The sequence below is a fragment of the Haloactinomyces albus genome, assembly GCF_031458135.1.
In the GTDB taxonomy this organism is placed as follows: domain Bacteria; phylum Actinomycetota; class Actinomycetes; order Mycobacteriales; family Pseudonocardiaceae; genus Haloactinomyces; species Haloactinomyces albus.
Map to the genome: position 1 here is coordinate 4,235,377 of NZ_JAVDXW010000001.1, position 23,036 is coordinate 4,258,412.

The window sequence follows — 23,036 nt, forward strand, 5'->3', positions numbered from 1 at the left end:
CACGAATCCCGCGCGGTCGTATCCGCGCGGATCGGCTGTCTCTTCGGCGTGAACGCCTTCGATTGGAGCTCACATGAGGCTTCCCCGTTCTGGACGCTGGCGTGCGGCACTCGCCCTCGCGGCGAGTGCCATGGTGGTGTCGGCGTGCGCGACTCCCGGTGCGGAGCCGGAGCAGGACGCCGGGCAGGATCCGCAGTACCAGGTCGGCATCATCGGAGCCGACCAGCAGCAGGGGCAGCCGGTCGACGGTGGCACGCTGACGATCGCGGCCTACTCGGAAGCCCGCAGTCTCGATCCGGCGAAGACCATCCCCACCGGGTCCTCCGGCGGTACCGCACTCGCCGCCGTCTATGACGTGCTGATGCGCTACGACCCGGAAAGCGGCACCTACGAGCCGTGGCTGGCCGAGTCGCTCGAGTCGAACGCGGACGACACGACCTGGACGTTGACGCTGCGCGAGGGCGTGCGCTTCAGCGACGGCACGCCACTGGACGCCAAGGCGGTGGTCGGCAGCATCCAGCGGTACATGCAGAAAAACGGCTTCGGTACCAAGTTGCTCGACGCGAGCCTGGAGCGCATGCGCACGCCCGACCCGCGAACCGTGCTCTTCGAGCTGACCCGGCCATGGGCGAAATTCCCGAACGTGCTGGGCGCAGGGGCCGGCATGATCGTAGCGCCCGCGGCCTACGCCGGTGAGCAGTTCACACCGATCGGCGCGGGACCGTTCCAGCTGGAGCGCTACGCGCCGGGGGAGGAACTCGTCCTCGCCGCACGCGCCGGCTACTGGCAGGACACGGTGCACCTGGATCGGCTGCGCTTCGTCTGGTACCAGGGACCCGACGCCAAGCTGGGCGCGCTGCGTTCCGGATCGGTGGACATGGCGTACCTGCGCGACCCGAAAGCCGTCGACGATGCGCGCGCCGAGGGCTACGGCGGCTATATGGCGGTGAACAGCCTCGGTAACCAGATCACCATCAACAACCGGGAAGGTACGCCAGGGGCCGATCCCCGAGTCCGCAAGGCGATCGCGCTTGCCCTGCGGCCCGAGCTGAACTATCGCAGGGCCTACGACGGTGCCGGCCTCCCCGGCAAGGACATCTTCCAGCCGGCGTCCCGTTGGCACGTGTCCGGTGTGACACCCCCGCCGACCGATACCGCTCGTGCCCGGAAACTGCTCGAGCAGGCCAAGGCGGACGGCTATGACGGCACGATCAGCTACCTGGACTCCAATGATCCGGCATCCCGGGCGGAGGCGCTCGCGGCGAAGGCGGCACTGGAGAAGGTCGGGTTCACTGTCCGGCTCGACTTCGCGCGCTCCATCGCCGAGCAGATCAAGCGGATCTATGTGGACCACGACTACGAGCTCGCCAAGAACGCCACCAGCGTGCCCGAGGCCGACCCGCTGTCCAGGTTGTACAGCTTCCTGCACAGCGAGTCCAACACGAATCCCAGCGGTTACGCCAATCCGAGGATGGACGAGCTGCTGGTGCAGTTGCAGGCTGCTGATTCGGTCGAGAAACGCAAGGCGGTCCTCGCCGATATCGAACGGCTCTGGTGGCAGGACGTACCCAGCGTTCCGCTCGGTGCTGCGGCCCAGTTCATGGCATGGCAGGACACGGTGCGCGGCGTTGTGCCGACGCAGTACGCCATGCTGCTGTTCGGCAAGGCATGGGTCGGCAAATGATCCGGCAACTCGGAGTCAAACTGGCCGAACTGGTCGGTGTCCTGCTGATCGTGAGCTTCGGCGTGTTCCTGCTCGTTGCCTTTCTGCCGGGTGATCCGGCCGTCGCGATTCTCGGTAAGGGCCATCCGCCGGAGGCCTACGCCGAGGTGCGCGCACAGCTCGGGCTGAACCAGCCGGTGCTCGAGCGCTACCTGAACTGGCTGGGTGGGGTGTTGACCGGCGACCTCGGCCAGTCCCTGGTGCCGCCGCAGAGCGAGGTGATCGACCGGGTGCTCGCCGCGTTGCCGGTGAGCGTGGAACTGGCCGTCCTCGGTCTGCTGATCGCGGTGGTCGTGTCGGTTCCGCTGGCCATGTGGTCGGCCTACCACGAGGGTGGCCGGGTGGACCGGCTGATCAGCGCAGGCATGTTCGGAGTCCTGTCGGTGCCCAGCTTCCTGGCCGGACTCCTCCTGATCATGGTGGCGGTCAACGGCCTCGGCTGGTTCCCGCGTGCGGAGTGGGTCCGGCTCAGCGAGGGGCTCTTCGCCAACCTGCACCACGCGATCCTGCCCGCCATCACGATCAGCTTGGTGGAGATGGCGATGTTCACCCGGGTACTGCGCAACGATCTCATCGTCACGCTGCGGGAGGACTACATCCTGGCCTCGCACGCCAAGGGCATGCCACCGCTGCGCATCCTGCTGTCCGACGCACTGCGACCTTCCTCGTTCTCGCTGGTGACGCTGCTCGGGCTGAGCCTGGGCAGGCTTATCGGGAGCACGGTGATCGTGGAGTACCTGTTCGCGCTGCCCGGTATGGGATCGCTGGTGGTGAACGCGGCCAGCCAGGGTGATTACCCGATGGTGCAAGGAGTGGTACTCGCTATCGCCGTCATTTACGTACTGACCAACGCGGTTATCGACCTGTCCTATGGCTACCTTGACCCGAGGATCCGTCGTGCTCACGTCTGACACCACATCCACGCAGCACAGCCTGCACAGTCCACTCGCGCAGGCCCGTCCTCGGCCGTGGCGCACGAAGGGCATCCCCGCCGGCCTGCTCGTCGCCGGGTTGGCGCTGGTGCTCTTCGCCGGCGTGACGGGAGCGATCATCGTGCCTGTCCGGGCGATGCTCTTCGTCGTCGGGCTGGCCGCGGTCGCCATCGGTGGCTCCCGGCTCGGCAAGGCCGTGTTCGGCAGCGCCTTCGATCTCACCTACTGGTTCAGCGTCGGCTGGCTCGTCCTGCTCGGGCTGCTGGCCGCCGCGGCGCCATGGCTTCCGCTGGCCGAGCATGTCGATGTGGCAGGCACGCTCGACGAGCCCAGCTACGCCCGGCCGGAGCTGCTGTCCGAGCATCCACTGGGCACCAACAACTTCGGGCTCGACCTGCTCGCACGCTCGATCCACGGGGCGCGAACCTCGCTGATCATTGCCCTGTCGGCAATCGCGATCGGAACCATCGTGGGCGGTGCGATCGGCATCCTCGCGGGCTATTTCCGGCGGGGAGTCGACAGGATGGTGGTGGTCGGCACCAACGCGTTGCTGGCTGTTCCCCCGCTCATCCTGCTGATCGCGTTGGCATCGGTGCTCGAACCGAACCTGCGCAATGTCGCGATCGCCCTGTCCTTGCTGACGATTCCGAACATGGTCCGGTTGGCGAGGGCGAACACGATGGCGTTCACGCAGCGGGAGTTCGTGCTCGCCGCTCAGGCCATGGGTGCCTCGCGGCTACGGGTGATGACCCGGGAACTGCTGCCCAACGTGCTCCTGCCGGTGCTGTCCATGGCGATGGTGATGATCTCCGTGCTCGTGGTGGCCGAGGCATCGTTGAGCTTCCTGGGTCTCGGCGTCAAACCACCCGAACCGACCTGGGGAAACATGATCGCCGAAGGGCGGGGAACGGTCTTTCGGGAGCACCCGCACGTGGTGCTCGTTCCCGGCGTCTTCCTTTTCCTGACCGTGTTCGCCTTCAACCTCGTCGGGGAACGGGCGCGAAAGCGATGGGACCCGCGGAGCGCGAAGCTATGAGCACACCACTACTCGAAGTGCGGGACCTGCACACCGTTTTTCACACGGCACGCGGCGACGTGCACGCCGTCAACGAGGTGTCGCTGAGCCTCGCCCCGGGCGAGACGCTGGGCATCGTCGGTGAGTCCGGCTCCGGCAAGTCGGTACTCGGTCGCACGATCATGGGGCTGATCTCGGGCAGCAGGGAGGTCTCGATCACCGGTGATGTCACGGTGAAGGGGCACCACGTGCACGACATGCCCGTCACCCGGCGCAGGCACCTGTGGGGCACCGATATTGCCATGGTCTTCCAGGACCCGATGACCTCGTTGAACCCGGTCAAGAAGGTGGGTAAGCACCTGACCGAGGCGCTGCGGCTGCACCTGCGGATGGACAGGGCCCAAGCGGCACAGCGGGCTGTGGAACTGCTGCGGCAGGTCGGCATTCCCGAACCCGAGCGGCGGCTGGCGCAGTATCCACACGAGCTCTCCGGTGGAATGCGCCAGCGGGTGGTCATCGCGATGGCGCTGGCCTGTGGTCCGGATCTGCTCATCGCCGACGAACCCACCACCGCACTGGACGTCACGGTGCAGAAACAGATCCTGGACCTGCTCGAGTCGCTGAGCACGCAGCTGGACATGGCGACCATCCTGATCAGTCACGACCTGGGCGTGGTGGCCGGGCGCACGGATCGGGTGGCGGTGATGTACGCCGGAGAAGTGATCGAGTCCGCGGATACCAAGCGGATCTTCGACGCGCCGCGGCACCCCTACACCGAGGCGCTGGCCGAGTCCATCCCACGGCTGGACAATCCGCCGCACACCATGTTGCGGACGATCAGCGGCCAGCCGGCGAACCTGCTCGAGGAGCCGCGAGGGTGCCGGTTCGCGCCGCGCTGCCGGTACGCACAGGACGTCTGCACCGAGAACGAGCCGGCGCTGACCGGGATCGAGGCCGGCGGTGCCGAATCGGGGCAGGGCAGTGTCGCCTGCCATTTCCCCCTTGATCGGGCCGCCGAGAGTACCGGCGGCCCGCCCCGTGAGACCGCTGACAGTATGGAGAGTTGAGCATGGCAGGTAGCGGCACGGCGCACATGCGCTCGGTGGATTCGAGGGCGCTCACCGTCAGCGATCTGGTCGTTCGGTTCCCGGCGGGCCGGAAGCAGAAGGTGCATGCCGTCTCGGGACTGAACCTGGATCTCGTGCCCGGTGAGACGGTGGGCATCCTCGGCGAGTCCGGCTGCGGCAAGTCCAGCGCGGGCCGCGCGATGATGCAGCTGCCCGCGCCGACCTCGGGCTCGGTGCGACTCGGCGATGTCGAGCTGACCGAACTGAGCCCCAGGGCCCTGCGGCAGGCACGGGCGAAAATACAGATGATCATGCAGGACCCCGTTTCGTCACTGAACCCGCGCCGCAAGGTCGCCGATCTCGTCGGCGAGGGACTGGCGATCTGGGGTTACCAGGGCACGGATCGCAAGGCCGAGATCGAGCGGACCTTGCACGCGGTCGGGCTCGATCCGGCCGTGGTCTGGGATCGCAGGCCGCACGAGATGTCCGGCGGGCAGTGCCAGCGGGTGTGCATCGCGCGGGCGCTGATGCTCGATCCCGATGTGCTCATCTGTGACGAACCTGTGTCCAGTTTGGACGTGTCCGTGCAGGCGCAGATCCTCAACCTGCTGGAGCGCACCAAGCAGCGCTACGGCTTGAGCTTGCTGTTCATCGCGCACGACGTCGCCGCCGTGAAGAACATCAGTGATCGCGCGATGGTGCTCTACCTCGGCAAGACCTGTGAGGTGCTGCCCTCGGCGAACATGCACGTGCGCTCGGTGCACCCGTACACCCGGCTGCTGCTGAGCTCCATCCCCGATGCCGTACGAGAAGCGGCGGATCAGGGGACCCGGTCGGTGTCGAACGAGCTGCCGTCACCGCTTGCGCCGCCGTCCGGCTGTCGGTTCCGCACCCGCTGCCCGTTGGCGACCGAGCAGTGCGCCGAAGCCGAGCCCACCCTGCGCGAGGTCGGTGACGGGCACTACGTGGCCTGCCACAACGTATAGCGGCTGCGCGCGTACACACCCGTTTCTTCTTGCGCACGGTGTGGTGCGGCGAATATCGGCGATGGTGCCGTTCTTCCCGGACGAGTCGTGCCGGTCGACCACGGCCAGTACCCGGCCCCTCGGTGCGCATGGTGGTGGGGCTGTGCGCACCGGGGGTTGGGGTGGTTTTAGGGTGTGATGATGTTGTGGTCGGGGCCGTAGGGGTAGCCGGTGATGTTCTCGGCGCCGTTGTCGGTGACGACGAGAATGTCATGTTCGCGGTAGCCGCCTGCTCCGGGTTGGCCTTCGGGGATGGTGATCATGGGTTCCATGGAGACGACCATGCCGGGTTGCAGGGTGGTGTCGATGTCTTCGCGGAGTTCGAGGCCGGCTTCGCGGCCGTAGTAGTGGGACAGGACGCCGAAGGAGTGTCCGTAGCCGAAGGTGCGTTTGTCCAGGAGTCCTTCGGCGTTGAAGTGTTCGTTGAGTTCGGCGGCGATGTCCTTGCAGACTGCGCCGGGTTTGATCAGTTCCTGGCCGTGTTCGTGTACGGCGGTGTTGATCGTCCAGTACCGTAGCTGGGCTGGGGTGGGTTGGCCGTGGATGAGGGTGCGTTCCAGGGCGGTGTAGTAGCCGGCGATCATGGGAAAGCAGTTCAGGCTCAGCAGGTCGCCGCGCTGGATGTGTCGGGTGGTGGGCCAGTTGTGGGCGCCGTCGGTGTTGAGGCCGGATTGGAACCACACCCAGGTGTCGCGGAGTTCGGCGTGGGGGAAGGTGGCTGCGATCTCGCGGGTCATGGCTTGGGTGCCTGCCAGGGCGATTTCGTATTCCGGTACGCCTTCGCCGATCGCGGCGGTCACGGCGGCGCCGCCGATGTCGGCGATGCGGGCGCCTTCTTTGATGAGGGCGATCTCCTCGTCGGATTTGATCATGCGCTGGGCCGTGGTGGCTGCCGAGATGTCGGTGAGTTCGAAGCCCGGGAGGGTCTCGGCGAGTTGGGCGCGCAGCATGGGGGGGATGTGGTCGTCTTCGACGCCGAGGCGGCCGCGGGTGAGGCCGGCTTCGGCGAGCACGGTGGCGATGGCGTGTTGGTAGTTGTCGCGGTGCCAGTCGGTGTAGACGAGGTTGTCGCCGAAGCTGCGGCGCCAGGGTTGGCCTGCGTCGATGTTGGCCGAGACGGTGACGTGGCTGTTGTGGGTGACCACCAGTGCGTAGTGGCGGCCGAAGGCGGTGTAGAGGAAATCGCTGTAGTAGTTGATGTTGTGGTAGCTGGTGAACACCACCGCGTCCACACCGGCCTCGGCCATCACAGCCCGCAGCCCGGAAACCCGCCGGGACATCTCCGCGTCCGAAAACGTCGGCACAACCCGCTCACCGTTGTGGATGGTCTTGAGTCGCTCCATGCTCCTGTCCTTTCTGTGGCCATCGCGAGGTTGCCTCGCGCAGCGAAGTGCAATGGGTTTGGAGGCCGTTTCGGCCGCCGCTGTCGGCCACGGCCTCGCGTGGGGAATCGGAGGCCCGGAAGCCGCACATCGCCGTGATGCTGTTTTCGCAACAGAGTTGCGTAAAATGAAACGTATGCCGGGGGTGTGCGCCTGTCAAGGGCCGACGAGGCTCGCACGGTGCACGGTGGCCCGTTGGCGACGGAAATCCGGATTCGACGGCTTCGCTGCTCGATGCTTCGGTTTCGGGATGCTGCGGGCGGGATGAGACCTCCGTGGTCTTATCCAGCAACATGGTTGCACTGAACGGGCCAATTTCTGCCGCGAAGGGTTGACGCGGGTCGCCGGGAGTTCTAGCTTATCGGCAACTGACATATCAGTGTTTCGAACACAGGTGTTCTAGTCCCGTCTCTCCCGTTTTCGTGCTGGCCTTCCGACCGGAGGAGTGTGTCGTGTCCATGGGTGTGCTGAACGAGTTTGATCGCGGCCTTGCCGAGGTGGCTCCGGAGGTGGCTGATGCGATCGAGCATGCCCACGTGGTCACCACCACCCGCCTGCGCTCCCGCGTGGAAACCCCGGCCACCAAACACCCCCGCTACCCCAACCTGAACGGAGGGTTCTGATGCCACCGCGTACTCCCGGCGCCGAATTGCCCGAACACCCGGACTGGCTGTGGCACTCGCCGGAACCGAAATCGTCGTATGATGCGGTGATCGTCGGTGGTGGTGGGCACGGTTTGGCGACGGCGTATTACCTCGCCAAGAATCACGGCATCACCAACATCGCCGTCCTGGAACGCGGTTGGCTTGCGGGTGGCAACATGGCCCGCAACACCACGATCATCCGCTCCAACTACCTCTGGGACGAGAGCGCGGGGCTCTACGAGCACGCGCTGAAGCTCTGGGAAGGGCTCGCCGACGAGCTCGACTACCCGTTGTTGTTCAGCCAGCGAGGAGTGCTCAACCTGGCGCACTCGCTGCAGGAGGTGCGCGACAGCGTGCGCCGCGTCAACGCCAACCGGCTCAACGGCGTGGACGCGGAATGGCTCGACCCGGACCAGGTCGCCGAAATCTGCCCGATCCTGAATACGTCCCCGGACCTGCGCTACCCGGTGCTGGGGGCGACGTGGCAACCACGGGCGGGCATCGCCAAGCACGATCACGTCGCCTGGGGTTTTGCTCGGGCGCTGGATCGGATGGGCGTCGATCTCATCCAGGGCTGCGAGGTCACCGGGTTCGAACGGGTCGGGGACCGGGTGGTGGGCGTGGAGACCACGCGTGGCCCGATCCGGACGGGGAAGGTGGCGCTGGCCGCAGCAGGCCACACCTCGGTGCTGGCCGACACGCTCGGGTTGCGGCTGCCGATTCAGAGTCATCCGTTGCAGGCGCTGGTCTCCGAGCTGTTGGAGCCGGTGCATCCGACGGTGGTGATGTCGAATTCGGTGCACGTCTACGTCAGCCAGGCCCACAAGGGAGAGCTCGTGCTGGGGGCGGGCATCGATGCGCACAACTCCTATTCCCAGCGGGGGGCGTTTCACACGATCGAGCGGGAGATGACCGCGGCGGTGGAGCTGTTCCCGATGTTCGCCCGCGCCCATGTGTTGCGCACCTGGGGCGGTGTCGTCGATGTGACCCCGGACGCCTCGGCGATCATGGGGCTCACCCCGTTCGAGGGGCTCTACGTCAACTGCGGTTGGGGCACCGGCGGGTTCAAGTCCACCCCGGGGGTGGGCTGGTGCTACGCGCACACCATCGCCCACGACGAGCCGCATCCGCTCAACGCTGCCTTTTCCCTGGAACGCTTCACCACCGGCGCTCTGGTCGACGAGCACGGTGCCGCCGGCGTCGCTCACTGAAGGAGGAGATCACGCCATGATGCTCATTCCGTGCCCGTGGTGCGGGCCGCGCAACGAGATCGAGTTTCACTACGGCGGCCAGGCCGAGGTGCGCTATCCGGTCGATCCGCAGGCCGTGTCCGATGAGGACTGGGCGCGGTTCTTGTTCTTCCGGGACAACCCCAAGGGCATGTTCACCGAGCGGTGGTCGCATGCGGCCGGGTGCCGGCGCTGGTTCACCGTGCGCCGGGACACCGTCACCAACGAGATTCACCCCGACGATGGCGCGAGCAATGCAAGGACGGTGACGAGGTGAGTAACGAGTTCAGGCTTGCCGACCGCGGCCGGATCGACCGTGACCGCCCGGTTCGGTTCCGTTTCGACGGCTGCGAGTACGCGGGATACCAGGGGGACACGCTCGCTTCGGCGCTGCTGGCCAATGGTGTTCATCAGGTGGGCACCAGCATCAAGTACGGCCGCCCGCGCGGCATCATGGCCGCAGGCGCGGAAGACCCCAACGCACTGGTGCAGATCGAGAAACCGTTCCCCGAGCCGATGCTGACCGCGACCACGGTCGAACTGCGCGACGGACTGCAGGCCTGCGGACTTCCCGGTCGGGGGCAACTGGCCACTGAGGACGACCCCGCCCGCTACGACACCATGCACGCGCACTGCGACGTGCTGGTCGTCGGTGCCGGTCCCACCGGTTTGGCTGCCGCGCTGAGTGCGGCGCGCAGCGGTGCCCGGGTGATCGTCGCCGATGCCGACACCGAGTTCGGCGGCAGCCTGCTGGGCAGTGGTGAGAGCTTGGACCGGGCTCCGGGTACCGAGTGGGTGCGGCGGGCCGCCGCAGAACTCGCCTCCTACTCCGAGGTGCGGCTGCTGCCGCGCACCACGGTGTTCGGCTACTACGACGACAATTATCTCGTCGCGCTCGAGCACCGGGGCGAGGCGGCACACAGTCGTCAGCGGGTCTGGCGGATGCGGTCCCGCGAGGTGGTGCTGGCGACCGGTGCGCACGAGCGTCCGCTGGTGTTCGCAGGCAACGATCGTCCCGGCACGATGCTGGCCGGATCGGCCCGGACCTATCTCAACCGCTACGCGGTTCGGCCCGGCAACCGGGCGGTCGTGTTCACCACCAATGACAGTGCCTACGCCGCGGCGATCGATCTGCACGATGCCGGAGTGGAGATCGCCGCCATCGTCGATGCGCGGGAGGTCGCCTCGACCTACTGGGCCTCGCTGTGCACCGAGCGTGGCATCACCATCCATGCCGACACCGCTGTGGTCAGCACCTCGGGTACCGATCGGGTCTCCAGTGCGCACCTGTCGAGCCTGCAATCCGACGGCAACCGCACCCCGAGCGTGCGGCAAGTGGTCGGCTGCGATCTGTTGCTCGTCTCGGGTGGGTGGAACCCGGCGGTGCATCTGCACAGCCAGGCTCGGGGGTCGTTGCGGTACTCCGAGGACCTCGGTGCGTTCGTACCGGACGGGGCCGATCAGGCGATGCGGTCGGCCGGTGCTGCGGCGGGACTGTTCACCACGTCGGAGTGTCTGCGCAGCGGCGCCGAGGCAGGCAGGGACGCGGCCCGTGCTGCCGGCTTCGACGCCGAACCGGGGCGGTTGCCTCGCGCGGAGAAGGCTCCGGTCCTGGCAGGCAGGAACGTGTGGCTGCTGCCGAGCCCTGCGGACTCCGATGGTTCCACTCGGTTCGTCGATCTTGCCCGGGATGCCACGGTCGCCGATATCCGCAAGGCTGTCGGGGCGGGGATGGACTCGGTGGAGCACGTCAAGCGCTACACCACGATCGGCACGGCTCATGACCAGGGAAAAACCTCGGGGACGCTGACGACGGGAATCATCGCCGAGGTGCTGGGGCGGGACATCGCCGAGCTCGGCACGACGACGTTCCGCGCGCCGTACACCCCGGTCACCTTTGCCGCGTTGGCCGGCCGTGATCGCGGGGATCTCTACGATCCGGTGCGAGTCACGGCGATGCACGACTGGCACGTCGAGCACGGTGCGCCGTTCGAGAACGTCGGCCAGTGGAAGCGCCCGTGGTACTACCCCCGGCCGGGTGAAGACATGGAGACCGCGGTGCTGCGCGAGTGCCACGCGGCCCGGGAATCCGTGGGGATCCAGGACGTCTCCACCCTCGGCAAGATCGATGTGCAGGGACCGGACGCGGCCGCGTTCCTGGATCTGATCTACACGAACATGATGAGCACGCTCAAGGTCGGCCGGATCCGCTACGGGGTGATGTGCACCGCCGACGGGATGGTCTTCGACGACGGCACCGTCACGCGCACCGACGAGCAGCGCTACCTGATCAGCACCACCTCCGGCAACGCCGCCGGTGTGCTGGAGCACCTGGAGGACTGGCTGCAGACCGAGTGGCCGCATCTGCGGGTGTATCTGACCTCGGTGACCGAGCAGTGGGCCACCATCGCCCTGGTCGGGCCGGATTCACGGCAGGTGTTGTCCCGCGTGGCAAGCGGGATCGAGGTGGACAACGACAGCTTCCCGTTCATGTCCTTCCGCGACGGGCTCGTGGCCGGCCGCCGGGCGCGGGTGTGCCGGATCAGCTTCTCCGGCGAACTCGCCTTCGAGATCAACGTGCCCTGGTGGCACGGCCGGGAGGTGTGGGAGGCGCTGTACGAGGCGGGCGCCGAGTTCGGCATCACCCCGTACGGCACCGAAACCATGCACGTGCTGCGTGCCGAGAAGGGCTTCCCCATCGTCGGCCAGGACACCGACGGCACCATCACTCCCCATGACCTCGGTATGAGCTGGGCGGTGTCGAAGAAGAAGACCGACTTCCTCGGCAAGCGCTCCTTTTCCCGGGAAGACACCGCCCGCGAGGATCGCAAGCAGCTCGTCGGACTGCTGCCCGCCGACGAGAACCTGGTGCTGCCGGAGGGATCCCAACTGGTCGAGACCACCGACCTGCCGGAGCCGCCCGTGCCGATGCTCGGTCACGTCACGTCCAGCTACCGCAGCGCAGCCCTGAAGCGCGGATTCGCGCTGGCCGTGGTCAAGGCCGGCCGCGAGCGCATCGGCGAGACGATCTACAGCCCCGTCGGCGACCGGCTCGCTGCGGTCACCGTCACCGAACCCGTCTTCTACGACAAGGAAGGAGCCCGCCGTGATGGCTGAGCCCTACGCCGAATCCCCGCTGGCCGCCTACACCGATGTGCTCGCCCGCAGCTCGACGCCGGGGCAGGTCCACATCACCGAGATGCCCTTCACCACCCAGGTCGACCTGCGGGTGGATCCCAAGAGCCCGGCCGCGGAACGCATCGGCACCGCGCTCGGGGCCATGCTGCCCAACCAGCCCGGCGAGGTCGCGGTCGCCGGTGAGCTGTCCGTGCTGTGGTTGGGTCCGGACGAATGGCTGCTCCTGGGCCCCGAGGGCAGCCAGGAGGCCATCCGGAACACGGTGAGCACTGCCCTGGACGGTGACCACGCAGCGGTGGTCGACGTCTCGGCCAACCGCACGATCCTCAGCGTGGCCGGGCCGAAGGCGCGCGAGCTGTTGAACAAGGGATGCGCGCTGGATCTGCATCCCCGCAGTTTCACCGTCGACCGATGCGCGCAGACCCTGCTGGCCCGCGCCGGGGTGACCCTGGTGTGCCGGGACACGCAGCTACCGAGCTTCTGGGTGATCGTGCGTTCGTCGTTCGCCCGATACCTCGCCGACTGGCTGGTCGACGCCGCCGCCGAGTACGGCGAGTCGGGTGGTGAACCATGACCGTCAGCGTCTTCGACCTGTTTTCGGTCGGCATCGGCCCCTCCAGCTCGCACACCGTGGGGCCGATGCGGGCGGCCACGCTGTTCACCGAGAGACTGCGCCGTGCCGACCTGCTCGACCAGGTCGCGCGGGTGCGGGCGGAGCTGTTCGGCTCGCTGGGTGCGACCGGGCACGGCCACGGCAGCCCGAAGGCCGTCCTTCTCGGGCTGGAAGGGCACCAACCGGAGACGGTGGATCCGGTGGCGGTGGCCGACCGAGTGGACGAGATCCGCGAGTCCGGTCGGCTGCTGCTTGACGGCACCCGCGAGATCGCTTTCTCGGTCGATCGAGACCTGGTGCTGCATCGGCGGAAGTCGTTGCCGGTGCATCCCAACGGGATGCGGTTCTCGGCCAGTGACGGCGCAGGCGGTGAGCTGCTGGCGGCGGTGTACTACTCGGTCGGCGGTGGGTTCGTCGTCGACGACGACGCGTCCGGGGCCGATCGGATCAAGCCCGATGCCACCTAGGTGGCGTATCCGTTCACCACCGGTGCGCAGCTGCTGGTGCGGGCAGGCGAGTCGGGCTTGCCGATCAGTGGTGTGATGCTGGCCAACGAGTACGCGTGGCGCGATGACCATGCGGTGCGCCGGGAATTGCTGCACATCTGGCACGTCATGGCCGAGTGCGTGGACAACGGGTGCACCAACACCGGCCAGTTGCCGGGCGGGTTGCAGGTGGGCCGCCGGGCGGCCGATCTGCGGGCCAAGCTCTCCGAGACCGATGATCCGATGGAGTGGGTCACTGTCTACGCGATGGCGGTCAACGAGGAGAACGCCGCAGGTGGGCGGGTGGTCACGGCGCCGACCAACGGGGCGGCGGGCATCATCCCGGCGGTGCTGCACTACTACTGGCACTTCGTTCCCGACGCGAGCGAGGACGGGGTGGTGCGGTTCCTGCTGGCCGCCGGGGCGATCGGGGTGTTGTTCAAGGAGAACGCCTCGATCTCCGGTGCCGAGGTCGGGTGCCAGGGCGAGGTCGGTTCGGCGTGTGCGATGGCCGCGGCCGGGCTGGCCGAGGTCCTCGGCGGCGGTCCGCAGCAGGTGGAAAACGCCGCCGAGATCGGCATGGAACACAACCTCGGGCTGACCTGCGACCCCATCGGCGGGCTGGTGCAGATTCCCTGCATCGAGCGCAATGCGGTCGCCTCGGTCAAGGCGATCACCGCCGCCCGGATGGCACTACGTGGTACCGGGCGCCACTTCGTGTCGCTGGACAAGGTCATCACCACCATGCGCGCCACCGGCAAGGACATGAAGGACAAGTACAAGGAGACCGCCCGCGGCGGGCTCGCCGTCAACGTCATCGAATGCTGACGTACTGACAAACCAGGAGAGGAGGACAGGAGTGGACAAGTCGCGTGCCGTTGTCGCGATCGGCAAGGGCAAGCCGGTCGAGGTCGTGACGATCAATGTCCCGGACCCGGGGCCGGGAGAAGCCGTGGTGCGGGTGCAGGCCTGCGGTGTGTGCCATACGGACTTGCATTACCGCGAGGGCGGGATCAGCGATGACTACCCGTTCCTGCTCGGCCATGAGGCCGCGGGCGTCGTCGCGTCCGTGGGCGAGGGTGTGCGGGATCTGGAACCGGGTGACTTCGTCGTACTGAACTGGCGGGCCGTGTGCGGGCAGTGCCGTGCCTGCAAGCGCGGTCGGCCGCAGTACTGCTTCGACACGCACAATGCGGCGCAGGCCATGACGCTGGACGACGGTACCCCGTTGTCGCCTGCGCTGGGGATCGGTGCGTTCACGGAGCGGACGCTCGTTGCAGCAGGCCAGTGCACGAAGGTGGATCCGTCCGCGCGTGCTGCGGTGGCCGGGTTGCTGGGGTGCGGTGTGATGGCCGGTATCGGTGCTGCGATCAACACCGGAAACGCAGGCCCGGGTGATTCGGTGGCGGTGATCGGCTGTGGCGGGGTCGGTGACGGCGCGGTGGCCGGGGCCGACCTGGCCGGTGCGCGGCGGATCGTCGCCGTGGACACCGACCCGGTGAAGCTGGAGTGGGCACGGCAGTTCGGTGCCACGCACACGGTCAACGCTGCCGAGGCCGACGCGGTGGAGGCGATTCGCGCACTCACCGACGGCCACGGAGCCGATGTGGTCGTGGACGCGGTCGGGGTTCCGGAGACCTACACGCAAGCGTTCTACGCGCGGGACCTCGCGGGCACGGTGGTGCTCGTCGGTGTCCCGTCCCCGGAGATGCGGCTGGAGCTGCCGCTGCTGGACGTTTTCGCCCGCGGTGGTGCGCTGAAGTCGAGCTGGTACGGCGATTGCCTGCCCGGTCGGGACTTCCCGATGCTGGTCGAACTTTTCCAGCAGGGACGCTTGCCGCTGGAGGAGTTCGTGACCGAGGAAATTGCCCTCGACGAGGTGGAGACGGCGTTCGACAAGATGCACCGTGGTGAGGTCCTGCGCTCGGTGGTGACATTCTGATGCGCGCTCGTATCGACCACACGACGACGTCGGGGACGTTCTCCCTCGACGGTGAAACCCACGCGGTGGAGAACAACGTCTGGGTCCTCGGCAACGACCGGGAATGCGTGGTCATCGACGCGCCGCATGACGTTGCCGCGATCCGACGACTGATCGGCGGGCGCCGGGTGCGGGCGATCCTGGCCACGCACGCCCACGACGATCACGTGCAGGTGGCTCCGAAACTGGCCGAGGTCGTGGGCGCACCGGTGTTCCTGCACTCCGACGATCTCCCGCTGTGGCACCTGACGCACCCGAGTCACCGGCCCGATCACGAACTGACCGATCGACAGATGCTCACTGTGGGCCGGGTCGATCTGCAGGTACTGCACACGCCGGGGCACACTCCCGGTGCGGTGTGCCTGTACTGCCCTGATCGGGGTGTCGTCTTCACCGGAGACACCCTGTTCGCCGGCGGCCCGGGAGCCACCGGGCGGTCCTATTCGGACTTCGGCGTGATCACGCAGTCCATCCGGGACCGGCTGCTGGCCCTCCCCGAGCGGACCGCCGTACATCCCGGACACGGTCCCAGCGCCACGATCGGCGAGGTCAAGCCGCACCTCGACGAATGGATCGCACGCGGATTCTAGTTCGAGGAGATCACCACCGTCCGCACGCGGACGGTGGTGATCCACCTTTTGCTCGCACGAGCTTACGCGGTCAGCAGTCGCCGGGAGGTTGTTGCTCATCGCGGATCGAGGCGATGTAGTCCTGCGCATCGGAGAGCGAGTCGGCGATGGTCTCCCGGTGGTCGCTGCCGTCGTAGACCTCGTGGTTGATCAGCGGATACCGGTTGCACAGGCTGTGCACCAGGTGGTCGGTGCTCGGCTTGGGCACGAGCGCGTCGTCGGTGCCCTGCACCACCATGGTCGGGACCGTCGGCGTGACCGACTCCGGCTCCTGCGATGCCAGGTACCTGGTGATCGGCTCCAGATCCGCGTCCGGCCGGAACAGCCTGTCCGGCGGGACCGCAGGCGCGACTTCTCCGATCGCGTTCATGCATCCGCTTCGTGCCGCGTCGAGCAGTGGCTGCGCCTCGTCGGTGAGCAGCCGGTCGGGGTTGATGGACGGTTCGGCCGCCGCCGCTCCGATGAGCAGTATCGGTAGGAATGGCAGGGCGGCCCTGATCGCGTCGCGGTCCGGGTTGTCCCGGTAGAAGGAGAGCGTCCGGCTCACCCCGATTCCGCCCGGGGCGATCGACACGGCCGCGCGCAGTCGCACGTCGCGTCGATGCCAGTCCTGCGCGGCGGCGAACAGGGCGGCGTGCCCGCCCTGGCTGTGTCCCATCGCGAACCAGTCGCGGCCGACCCGGTGGTCGAGGGTGCGCGCGGCGCGCACGATGTCGACCATCGTGTTCGCGGCGCTCTCCCCGTTCAGGTAAGGGTGGTTGCCGAGGGTGCCCAGGCCTTCGTAATCGGTCTGCACGACCACGTAGCCGTCTGCCACCCACTTGTCGAGCGTCTCGTCGACCAGCCCGAGGTAGCCGTGTGCGGGACCGTCGGCGGTGTCGGCCGAGGGCGCGCAGACGTCGGCCACTCCGGTGGTGCCGTGTGCCCAACTGAGCACCGGCCAGCCTCCCGGTGGCTTGTTCGTGGCAGGCAGGGATACGGTTCCGGAGACCGTGATCGGGCGCCCTGCGCGGTCCACCGAGACGTACGTGACGAGCCAGTTGCTCGCCGCGCTCGGCAGCGCGGCCGTGGTGGTCAGCGGGCGCGCGGTCAGCAATGTGCCGCGCCGTCCGATGACGTTCGACGGTGCCTCGGTGGCGTGGCGGGCTGCTGTGCTGTGCTCGCTCTCCTGCCTGCTGTTCGCGGCCGCGACCGGTGAGCCGGCCGCGGTGACGAGCACGGTGAGCGCAAGGATCGCGACCGTACGGCGTGCGGTGCTCGACCGTGAGCATGGTGCCATGTTTTCCTCCACAGTGGATTGCCAACGTCGGTTGGTCATGCCCTGTACGGTGTGGTGGGCGAAAGCCGGATGGCCGCCGACGTTAGTCCGGCCGCAGGGCACGAACGGGTGCTGTCTCGATGAGCGAGAACGCGGGCGCCGTCGCTCGAGGCCGCCCGCGGAGATCGCTGCCGGTATCCGGAAGGCGGGGCGGTGACCGTATTTCGTCATTTCGTCAATCGGCCGGATGGAAGGCATCGCAACCGGTCACAGTGAATTCGCTCCTGCCGAAATCCCGCGAGGTACTCCCGCTGATCGGGATGAGCCATCCGGTGCGGTCGACACCGTGTCACCGTCGTTCGCGAATGGTGGCGACAGCGCGGGAGCGGCGATGACGGCAGAGATCCCCGAGATTCTCCGGTCCGACGAGGTGGATGGTGCCTCGGACGAGGTCGACGTGCTGGTGGTCGGGTTCGGAATGGCCGGGGCATGCGCGGCCGTCGAGGCTGCCGAGGCCGGTGCGCGGGTGCTGGTGATCGATCGTGGTGGCGCCGGCGGGAGTACCTCGGCCATGGCAGGCGGGCACTTCTACCTGGGCGGTGGAACCGCGGTTCAGGTGGCAACCGGCCACGCCGACACCGCGGAGCAGATGTACAAGTATCTCGAGGCGGCATCGCCGGACCCGGATCCGGAGAAGCTGCGGCTCTACTGCGACGGCAGCGTCGAGCACTTCGAATGGCTGGAACGCCAAGGAGTGCGGTTCGAGCGAAGCTACTACCCGGGCAAGGCGGTGATCCAGCCGGGTACCGAAGGGCTGATGTACACCGGCAACGAGAAAGTCTGGCCGTTTCGGGACGTCGCGGAGCCGGCGCCGCGTGGCCACAAGGTCCCAGTACCGGGCGACAAGGGCGGCGCCAGGATGGTCATCGAACTGCTGGAGAAGCGTTTCCGGTCGCTGGGTGGCGAGATCCGTTACGAGACGGGGGCCACGGGGCTGGTCACCGACCGGCGGGGCGGGGTTGTCGGAGCACGCTGGCGGCACTTCACCGAATCCGGCGTGATCCGGGCGGCAGCGGTCGTCCTCACCGCCGGCGGGTATGCCTGCAATCCGGACATGGTGGCGGCCTACACGTCCCGGCTCGCCCACGGGGTGACGCCGCTCGGCAGTACCTACGACGACGGGCTCGGGATCCGCATGGGCATCTCGGCAGGAGGTGCCACCCGGCACATGGACCGGGCCTTCGTGAGCGCACCGTTCTACCCGCCCCCGGAGTTGCTCAACGGCATCGTGGTGAACAAGCTCGGCAACCGGTTCGTGGCCGAGGACGCCTACCACGGCCGTACCGCCGCGTACGTCTTCCAGCAGCCCGATGCGGTCGCCTATCTGATCGTCGACTCCGAGTCGGTGGGCACGCCGCGCTACGGAACGGTTCCGTTCATCGACGGCTGGGAGAGCGTGCCGGAGATGGAACAGGAGCTGGACCTGCCCGAGGGGAGCCTGCGGGGCACTCTGGAGGAGTACAACCACGATGCGGCACGCGGTGCGGACCCGCGCTTCCACAAGCATCCGGACTGGCTGCGCCCCCTCGACGTGGGGCCGTGGGCGGCCTATGACCTCACTCCGGGCAAGGCCACTTACGTCGGATTCACCCTCGGCGGACTGCGGACCGATGTGGACGGTGCGGTACTGACCGAGACGGGGAATCCGATCGCGGGACTCCACGCGGCTGGTGCGTGCGCATCGAACATCGCTCAGGACTCCGACGGCTACTCGAGCGGCACGCGCCTCGGCGAGGGGTCCTTCTTCGGCAGGCGCGCGGGGCGGCACGCCGCCGGAGCAGCGCGCACCACGACAGCCCGCGGAGGGAGCCGGCGATGACCCGGTGGGACGAGCAGTGTGACGTGCTGGTGGTCGGCTCCGGCGGCGGCGCGTTGACGGGAGCCTACGTGGCGGGCCGGGAAGGCCTGTCGGTCGCCGTCATCGAGGCCACCGACCGGTTCGGCGGCACCACGGCATATTCCGGCGGTGGCATGTGGTTTCCCTGCAACGCGGTACTGCGGCGTGCGGGTGACGACGACACGATGGAGGCGGCACGCACCTACTTCCGATCCGTCGTGGGGAAGCGGACTCCGCGCGAACTGCAGGACTCCTTCCTCGACAACGGCGCGCCGCTGATCGACTACCTCGAGGCCGATCCGAACTTCGAGTTCCGGGTATTTCCGTGGCCGGACTACTTCGGATCCGCCCCGCAGGCGCGTGCAGGTGGTCGGCACATCATCCCCGAGTCGCTTTCCGCCGACCGGATCGGGACGCTGCGCGACGCACTGCGCCCACCGCTGGCCACCGATCGGCTCGGGCACGAGCTTCCGGCGGAGCTCGGCGGTGGCCAGGCATTGATCGGGCGGTTGCTGCTCGCGCTGTCGGGGCAGCCGCATACCGCCATGCATCGGGAGACGACCTGCGAGGAGTTGATCGTCGAGGACGGTGCCGTGGTCGGCGTGCTGGCCTCCCGGGGTGGGAAATCGGTCGCGATCAGGACACGCCGTGGTGTGCTGCTTGCCGCGGGCGGATTCGAGCGCAACGCGCAGCTGCGGGAGCAGTGGGGTGTGCCGGGTAGCGTCGCGGGTTCGATGGGTGCACCCGGGAACACCGGGCGCGCTCTGCAGGCGGCGCTGCGGGCGGAAGCCGACACCGACCTGCTGGAGGAGGCGTGGTGGGCGCCGGGAATGATCCACCCGGACGGCACGTCGACGTTCTCGCTGTGGCTCACCGGAGGGATCTTCGTCAACGGTGACGGTGCGCGGTTCACCAACGAGTCCTGGCCGTACGACCGGATCGGGCGAGACATCATCGACGGGCTCGACAAGGGCTCGCTGGAACTGCCGTTCTGGATGGTCTACGACGACCGCGCCGGCGATGTGCCGCCGGTGCGCTCCACGAGCGTGCCGATGGCCTCCTCGGAGGAGTATGCCCGCGCGGGCCTGCGGCACAGCGCATCCAGTCTCGGAGAGCTCGCCGAGTGCATCGGTGTGCCGGCCGATGCACTCGGGGCCACCGTCGAACGCTTCAACCGGATGGTTGCACGAGGTGTCGACGAGGACTTCCATCGGGGCGCGGAGCCCTACGACAACGCCTTCGCCGGTGCGGGCGGCTCCCCGCTGGTGCCGATCGAGCAGCCGCCGTATCACGCCACGGCTTTCGGGCTGTCCGATCTCGGCACCAAGGGTGGGCTGCGCACGGACAACGCCGCGCGGGTTCTCGACAGGGCGGGCCTGCCGATCTCCGGGTTGTACGCCGCCGGTAATTCGATGGCGGCGGTGAGCGGCACGAGCTATCCCGCCGGTGGAAACCCGATCGCAGCGAGCATGGTGTTCAGCTACCTCGCGGCGCTGGACATGGCCGGCACCGCGGATCGGAATCCGCCCGGCTGAGTTGGTTGCTCGACAGCTACGAGCGCCCGTGCTCGTAGCTGTCGAGTCGATGGTCAGTACTGGTCGTCGGGCACGTGGATACCGCCCTCGGCCGCTGCACTGCGGATCGAGTCCCACAGTGCAGCGCACGTCTCGAGGCGGCACCGACCGGGAGTGGAGGCCTCGGCCCGCCGCTCCGCACACGTCGCCGCCGCTTCCTCGTCCCACTGAATGCTCGTCTGCTGCCAGCTGCTCTTGCGCACCTGGAGGCGGGCATCGCAGCGCAGGCACTGCACCGGCTCCATCGGTGCGTCGAGTAGCCGATCGTCGGTCTGTACCGTCATCAGGCGGACTGCTCCGTTGCTGTCTTGCGGGCGAGGTTCTCCTCGACCTCCTTGTGCCACGCCTCGTTGGGCCTGGTGGTGTCGAGTTCGTACTCGAACCGGTCCGTCATCTCCGGGGTGATGTCGGCGACGTCGGTGTAGAACTGCTCGTACCAGCGCCGAAGCTGGTATACCGGTCCGTCCTCTTCGCACAGCAGCGGATTGTCGATACGGGACTTGTTCTTCCAGATCGCGACATCCTGCTCGAAACCGATCTTGATGAAGTCGATCATCTTCGCGGCCAGGTCCTCCGCCGAGGTGTCCCCGTCGTCGGAACGCTCGACGATGACGCCGTACTGCAGCACGAAGTGGTTCGGGCTGACGGGGTAGTGGCAGTTGATCAGCACCGAGTTCACGTCCCGGTCCTCGTAGTGGTAAGTCAGCTCGTCGATCATGAACGACGGTCCGTAGTAGGAAGCGACCGACGTGTTGCCGAGGACCTTCGGTGTCCCACTGTCGCTCTCCTGGGGGCGTGCATCGTCCCGTCCGGTACCGCGTTGGTACTGGGTGGCGATGTGTCCCTCCAGGACGTTCTTGAAGTAGGTCGGGAACGAGTAGTGGACGTAGAAGAAGTGCGCCATGTCCACGGTGTTGTCGATGACCTCACGGCAGTTCGTGTACACGTCGGTGCTGTACCAGACCCAGTCGGTCCAGTCCTTGCTGGTGGCTCCTTCGATCCGCGGGATGGCCTGCTCGGGAATCGGCGGGTTCTTCTCGGGGTCGTTCCACACGAACAGCAGACCGTCCTGCTCCAGGGTGGGCCAGGCCGCGGTGCGTGCGCGCAGCGGCACGCGGCGGCTGTAGGGGATCCGTTTGCACCGTCCGTCGCCACCCCACCGCCAGTCGTGGAACGGACAGGCGACTTCGTCGCCCTTGATCGTGCCTTGAGACAGGTCGCCGCCCATGTGGCGGCAGTAAGCGTCCAACACGTTCACGGCCCCGTCACCGCTCGCGAAAACGACCAGCTTCCGGCCGAAAGCATTGATGGCGTGCGGTGCGCCGTCGCGGAACGTCTCGGACAGTCCGAGGCAGTGCCACCCGCGTGCGAAGCGCGTGGGTGACGACTCGGCCTCGATCGTGCGGACCTCGTCGGAATCGGTGTTCACAGCGGTCATGCTCATCCATCCCTTCCGGCCCTTGCGGTGCCTGATAGCCGGGACCGAACATAGGGCGATGGCAGGGCGCTATGGCGCCGTGGTCTCACTGACCGGAAGCGGTGCGCGCGGCGATCCGGTTGGCTGTGCATCATCGACCGGACAGTGCCGACACACCCGTGGAAGGACGCCTGATGGGTATCTCCTCCCTGTTCGATCTCGACGGACGCGTCGCGCTGATTGCCGGAGCGGGCCGCGGCATCGGCGCAGCCAGTGCGCTCGCGCTCGCCGAGGCCGGCGCCGATATCGCCGTGCTGTCCCGCAGCCCGGAACAGATCGAGGAGGTGGCGGGCAAGGCGAGAGAGCTGGGGCGCCGTGCGATCGCGATCCCGGCGGATGCCGCGGACGGTGCGGCATCGGCGCAGGCGGTCGCACGCGTCATCGAGGAGTTCGGCAAACTCGACATCGTGGTGTGCGTGACCGGCGGCTCCGTGCCGCGGCCGTTCTTGCAGACCCATGACGATGCGCTGCGTGAGTCCTTCGAGCGCAACGTGGTGCACGGGTTGCGGCTGGTGCGGGAGGCCGTGCCGCATCTGGTCGAGTCCGATGCCGCCAGCGTGGTGATGACGTCCAGCGCGATCGGTCATGTGGTCGGGCGTGGCTACCTCGCCTACGGCTCCGGCAAGGCCGCGTTGGAACATGCCGTGCGGCTGGCCGCGACCGAGCTGAATCCCCGCATCCGTATCAACGCCGTGGCACCGGGAGCGGTCCGCACCGATTCGCTGGAGACCGTCGCAGCCGACCCGGCAATCAAGAAGTCCTTGGAGGACGCCACTCCGTTGCAGCGCCTCGGTGACGCGGAGGACATCGCCGCCGCGGTGCTGTATCTGGCCTCGAGGGCATCCTCCTACGTCACCGGCCAAGTGCTCGCGGTGGACGGCGGCATGGCGGTGACCAACATGCCGATGCCCTATCCGGACCTGGAACCGGCGGCAGCCGAGGACTGATCCGCATTCGACGGGCGGGA

19 protein-coding genes and 1 pseudogene are annotated in these 23,036 nt (G+C 67.6%); 16 read left to right on the forward strand and 4 right to left on the reverse strand.

Annotated features, from left to right (window positions below; translation table 11 throughout):
- Window positions 1–73: 73 nt before the first annotated feature.
- From JOF55_RS19950 to JOF55_RS19970, 5 genes are read left to right on the forward strand one after another with little or no spacing between them, the layout of a single operon-like run.
- Window positions 74–1,684 (forward strand): ABC transporter substrate-binding protein, encoded by a 1,611-nt coding sequence (locus JOF55_RS19950; RefSeq protein WP_310276566.1) that lies wholly within the window; start codon window positions 74–76, stop codon window positions 1,682–1,684.
- Window positions 1,669–2,634 carry an ABC transporter permease gene (locus tag JOF55_RS19955; RefSeq protein WP_310276569.1) on the forward strand — a complete coding sequence of 322 codons (966 nt, stop codon included), beginning with the start codon at window positions 1,669–1,671 and terminating at the stop codon, window positions 2,632–2,634. Before JOF55_RS19950 ends, JOF55_RS19955 begins: the two co-directional genes overlap by 16 nt.
- Complete coding sequence (locus JOF55_RS19960; protein ID WP_310276572.1) at window positions 2,621–3,691, forward strand: ABC transporter permease; 1,071 nt, start codon at window positions 2,621–2,623, stop codon at window positions 3,689–3,691. Before JOF55_RS19955 ends, JOF55_RS19960 begins: the two co-directional genes overlap by 14 nt.
- Window positions 3,688–4,737, forward strand: a complete 1,050-nt coding sequence (locus JOF55_RS19965) for an ABC transporter ATP-binding protein (RefSeq protein ID WP_310276575.1) — start codon at window positions 3,688–3,690, stop codon at window positions 4,735–4,737. The genes JOF55_RS19960 and JOF55_RS19965 overlap by 4 nt, the downstream gene beginning before the upstream one ends.
- Window positions 4,738–4,739: 2 nt before the next feature.
- Window positions 4,740–5,723, forward strand: a complete 984-nt coding sequence (locus tag JOF55_RS19970) for an oligopeptide/dipeptide ABC transporter ATP-binding protein (protein ID WP_310276577.1) — start codon at window positions 4,740–4,742, stop codon at window positions 5,721–5,723.
- 167 nt (window positions 5,724–5,890) lie between these two features.
- On the opposite strand, the gene JOF55_RS19975 is transcribed toward JOF55_RS19970, so the two are convergent.
- Window positions 5,891–7,105 carry an aminopeptidase P family protein gene (locus tag JOF55_RS19975; protein WP_310276580.1) on the reverse strand — a complete coding sequence of 405 codons (1,215 nt, stop codon included), beginning with the start codon at window positions 7,103–7,105 and terminating at the stop codon, window positions 5,891–5,893.
- Window positions 7,106–7,596: 491 nt separating this feature from the next.
- On the opposite strand from JOF55_RS19975, the gene JOF55_RS19980 reads away from it, so the two are divergent.
- The 8 genes and pseudogenes from JOF55_RS19980 to JOF55_RS20020 all read left to right on the forward strand — a co-directional run bounded on the left by JOF55_RS19980 (window position 7,597) and on the right by JOF55_RS20020 (window position 15,824).
- Entirely contained in the window at window positions 7,597–7,767 is a 171-nt protein-coding gene (locus tag JOF55_RS19980) for a hypothetical protein (RefSeq protein ID WP_310276583.1), read from the forward strand.
- Window positions 7,767–8,999, forward strand: coding sequence for a sarcosine oxidase subunit beta family protein (locus tag JOF55_RS19985; protein ID WP_310276586.1), 1,233 nt, complete (start codon window positions 7,767–7,769; stop codon window positions 8,997–8,999). Before JOF55_RS19980 ends, JOF55_RS19985 begins: the two co-directional genes overlap by 1 nt.
- 16 nt (window positions 9,000–9,015) lie before the next feature.
- The gene (locus JOF55_RS19990) at window positions 9,016–9,294 is read left to right on the forward strand and encodes a sarcosine oxidase subunit delta (protein WP_310276589.1); all 279 of its coding nucleotides are present in this window, start codon (window positions 9,016–9,018) and stop codon (window positions 9,292–9,294) included.
- Complete coding sequence (locus JOF55_RS19995; protein WP_310276591.1) at window positions 9,291–12,134, forward strand: sarcosine oxidase subunit alpha family protein; 2,844 nt, start codon at window positions 9,291–9,293, stop codon at window positions 12,132–12,134. The genes JOF55_RS19990 and JOF55_RS19995 overlap by 4 nt, the downstream gene beginning before the upstream one ends.
- Entirely contained in the window at window positions 12,127–12,729 is a 603-nt protein-coding gene (locus JOF55_RS20000; RefSeq protein WP_310276594.1) for a sarcosine oxidase subunit gamma, read from the forward strand. The genes JOF55_RS19995 and JOF55_RS20000 overlap by 8 nt, the downstream gene beginning before the upstream one ends.
- A pseudogene (locus JOF55_RS24570) lies at window positions 12,726–14,081 on the forward strand (L-serine ammonia-lyase). Before JOF55_RS20000 ends, JOF55_RS24570 begins: the two are co-directional and overlap by 4 nt.
- A 31-nt stretch (window positions 14,082–14,112) precedes the next feature.
- Window positions 14,113–15,195, forward strand: a complete 1,083-nt coding sequence (locus tag JOF55_RS20015) for an S-(hydroxymethyl)mycothiol dehydrogenase (protein WP_310276605.1) — start codon at window positions 14,113–14,115, stop codon at window positions 15,193–15,195.
- Entirely contained in the window at window positions 15,195–15,824 is a 630-nt protein-coding gene (locus JOF55_RS20020) for an MBL fold metallo-hydrolase (RefSeq protein WP_310276607.1), read from the forward strand. Before JOF55_RS20015 ends, JOF55_RS20020 begins: the two co-directional genes overlap by 1 nt.
- A gap of 70 nt (window positions 15,825–15,894) precedes the next feature.
- Here the strand turns inward: JOF55_RS20020 and JOF55_RS20025 are convergent, their stop codons facing one another.
- Window positions 15,895–17,181: an alpha/beta hydrolase family protein gene (locus JOF55_RS20025; RefSeq protein ID WP_310276610.1), complete on the reverse strand. Its 1,287-nt coding sequence runs from the start codon at window positions 17,179–17,181 to the stop codon at window positions 15,895–15,897.
- A 331-nt stretch (window positions 17,182–17,512) separates the two neighbouring features.
- On the opposite strand from JOF55_RS20025, the gene JOF55_RS20030 reads away from it, so the two are divergent.
- Window positions 17,513–19,000 (forward strand): FAD-binding protein, encoded by a 1,488-nt coding sequence (locus JOF55_RS20030; protein WP_310276614.1) that lies wholly within the window; start codon window positions 17,513–17,515, stop codon window positions 18,998–19,000.
- Window positions 18,997–20,553: an FAD-binding protein gene (locus JOF55_RS20035; RefSeq protein ID WP_310276617.1), complete on the forward strand. Its 1,557-nt coding sequence runs from the start codon at window positions 18,997–18,999 to the stop codon at window positions 20,551–20,553. Before JOF55_RS20030 ends, JOF55_RS20035 begins: the two co-directional genes overlap by 4 nt.
- Before the next feature lie 53 nt (window positions 20,554–20,606).
- Here JOF55_RS20035 and JOF55_RS20040 read toward each other — a convergent pair whose 3' ends face one another.
- Together JOF55_RS20040 and JOF55_RS20045 are read right to left on the reverse strand one after the other, a co-directional pair.
- Complete coding sequence (locus JOF55_RS20040; protein ID WP_310276620.1) at window positions 20,607–20,876, reverse strand: ferredoxin; 270 nt, start codon at window positions 20,874–20,876, stop codon at window positions 20,607–20,609.
- On the reverse strand, window positions 20,876–22,030 hold the full coding sequence (locus JOF55_RS20045; RefSeq protein ID WP_310276623.1) for a 3-ketosteroid-9-alpha-monooxygenase, oxygenase component: 1,155 nt from the start codon (window positions 22,028–22,030) through the stop codon (window positions 20,876–20,878). The genes JOF55_RS20040 and JOF55_RS20045 overlap by 1 nt, the downstream gene beginning before the upstream one ends.
- Window positions 22,031–22,203: 173 nt before the next feature.
- On the opposite strand from JOF55_RS20045, the gene JOF55_RS20050 reads away from it, so the two are divergent.
- Entirely contained in the window at window positions 22,204–23,016 is an 813-nt protein-coding gene (locus tag JOF55_RS20050) for an SDR family oxidoreductase (protein WP_310276626.1), read from the forward strand.
- Window positions 23,017–23,036: the final 20 nt, after the last annotated feature.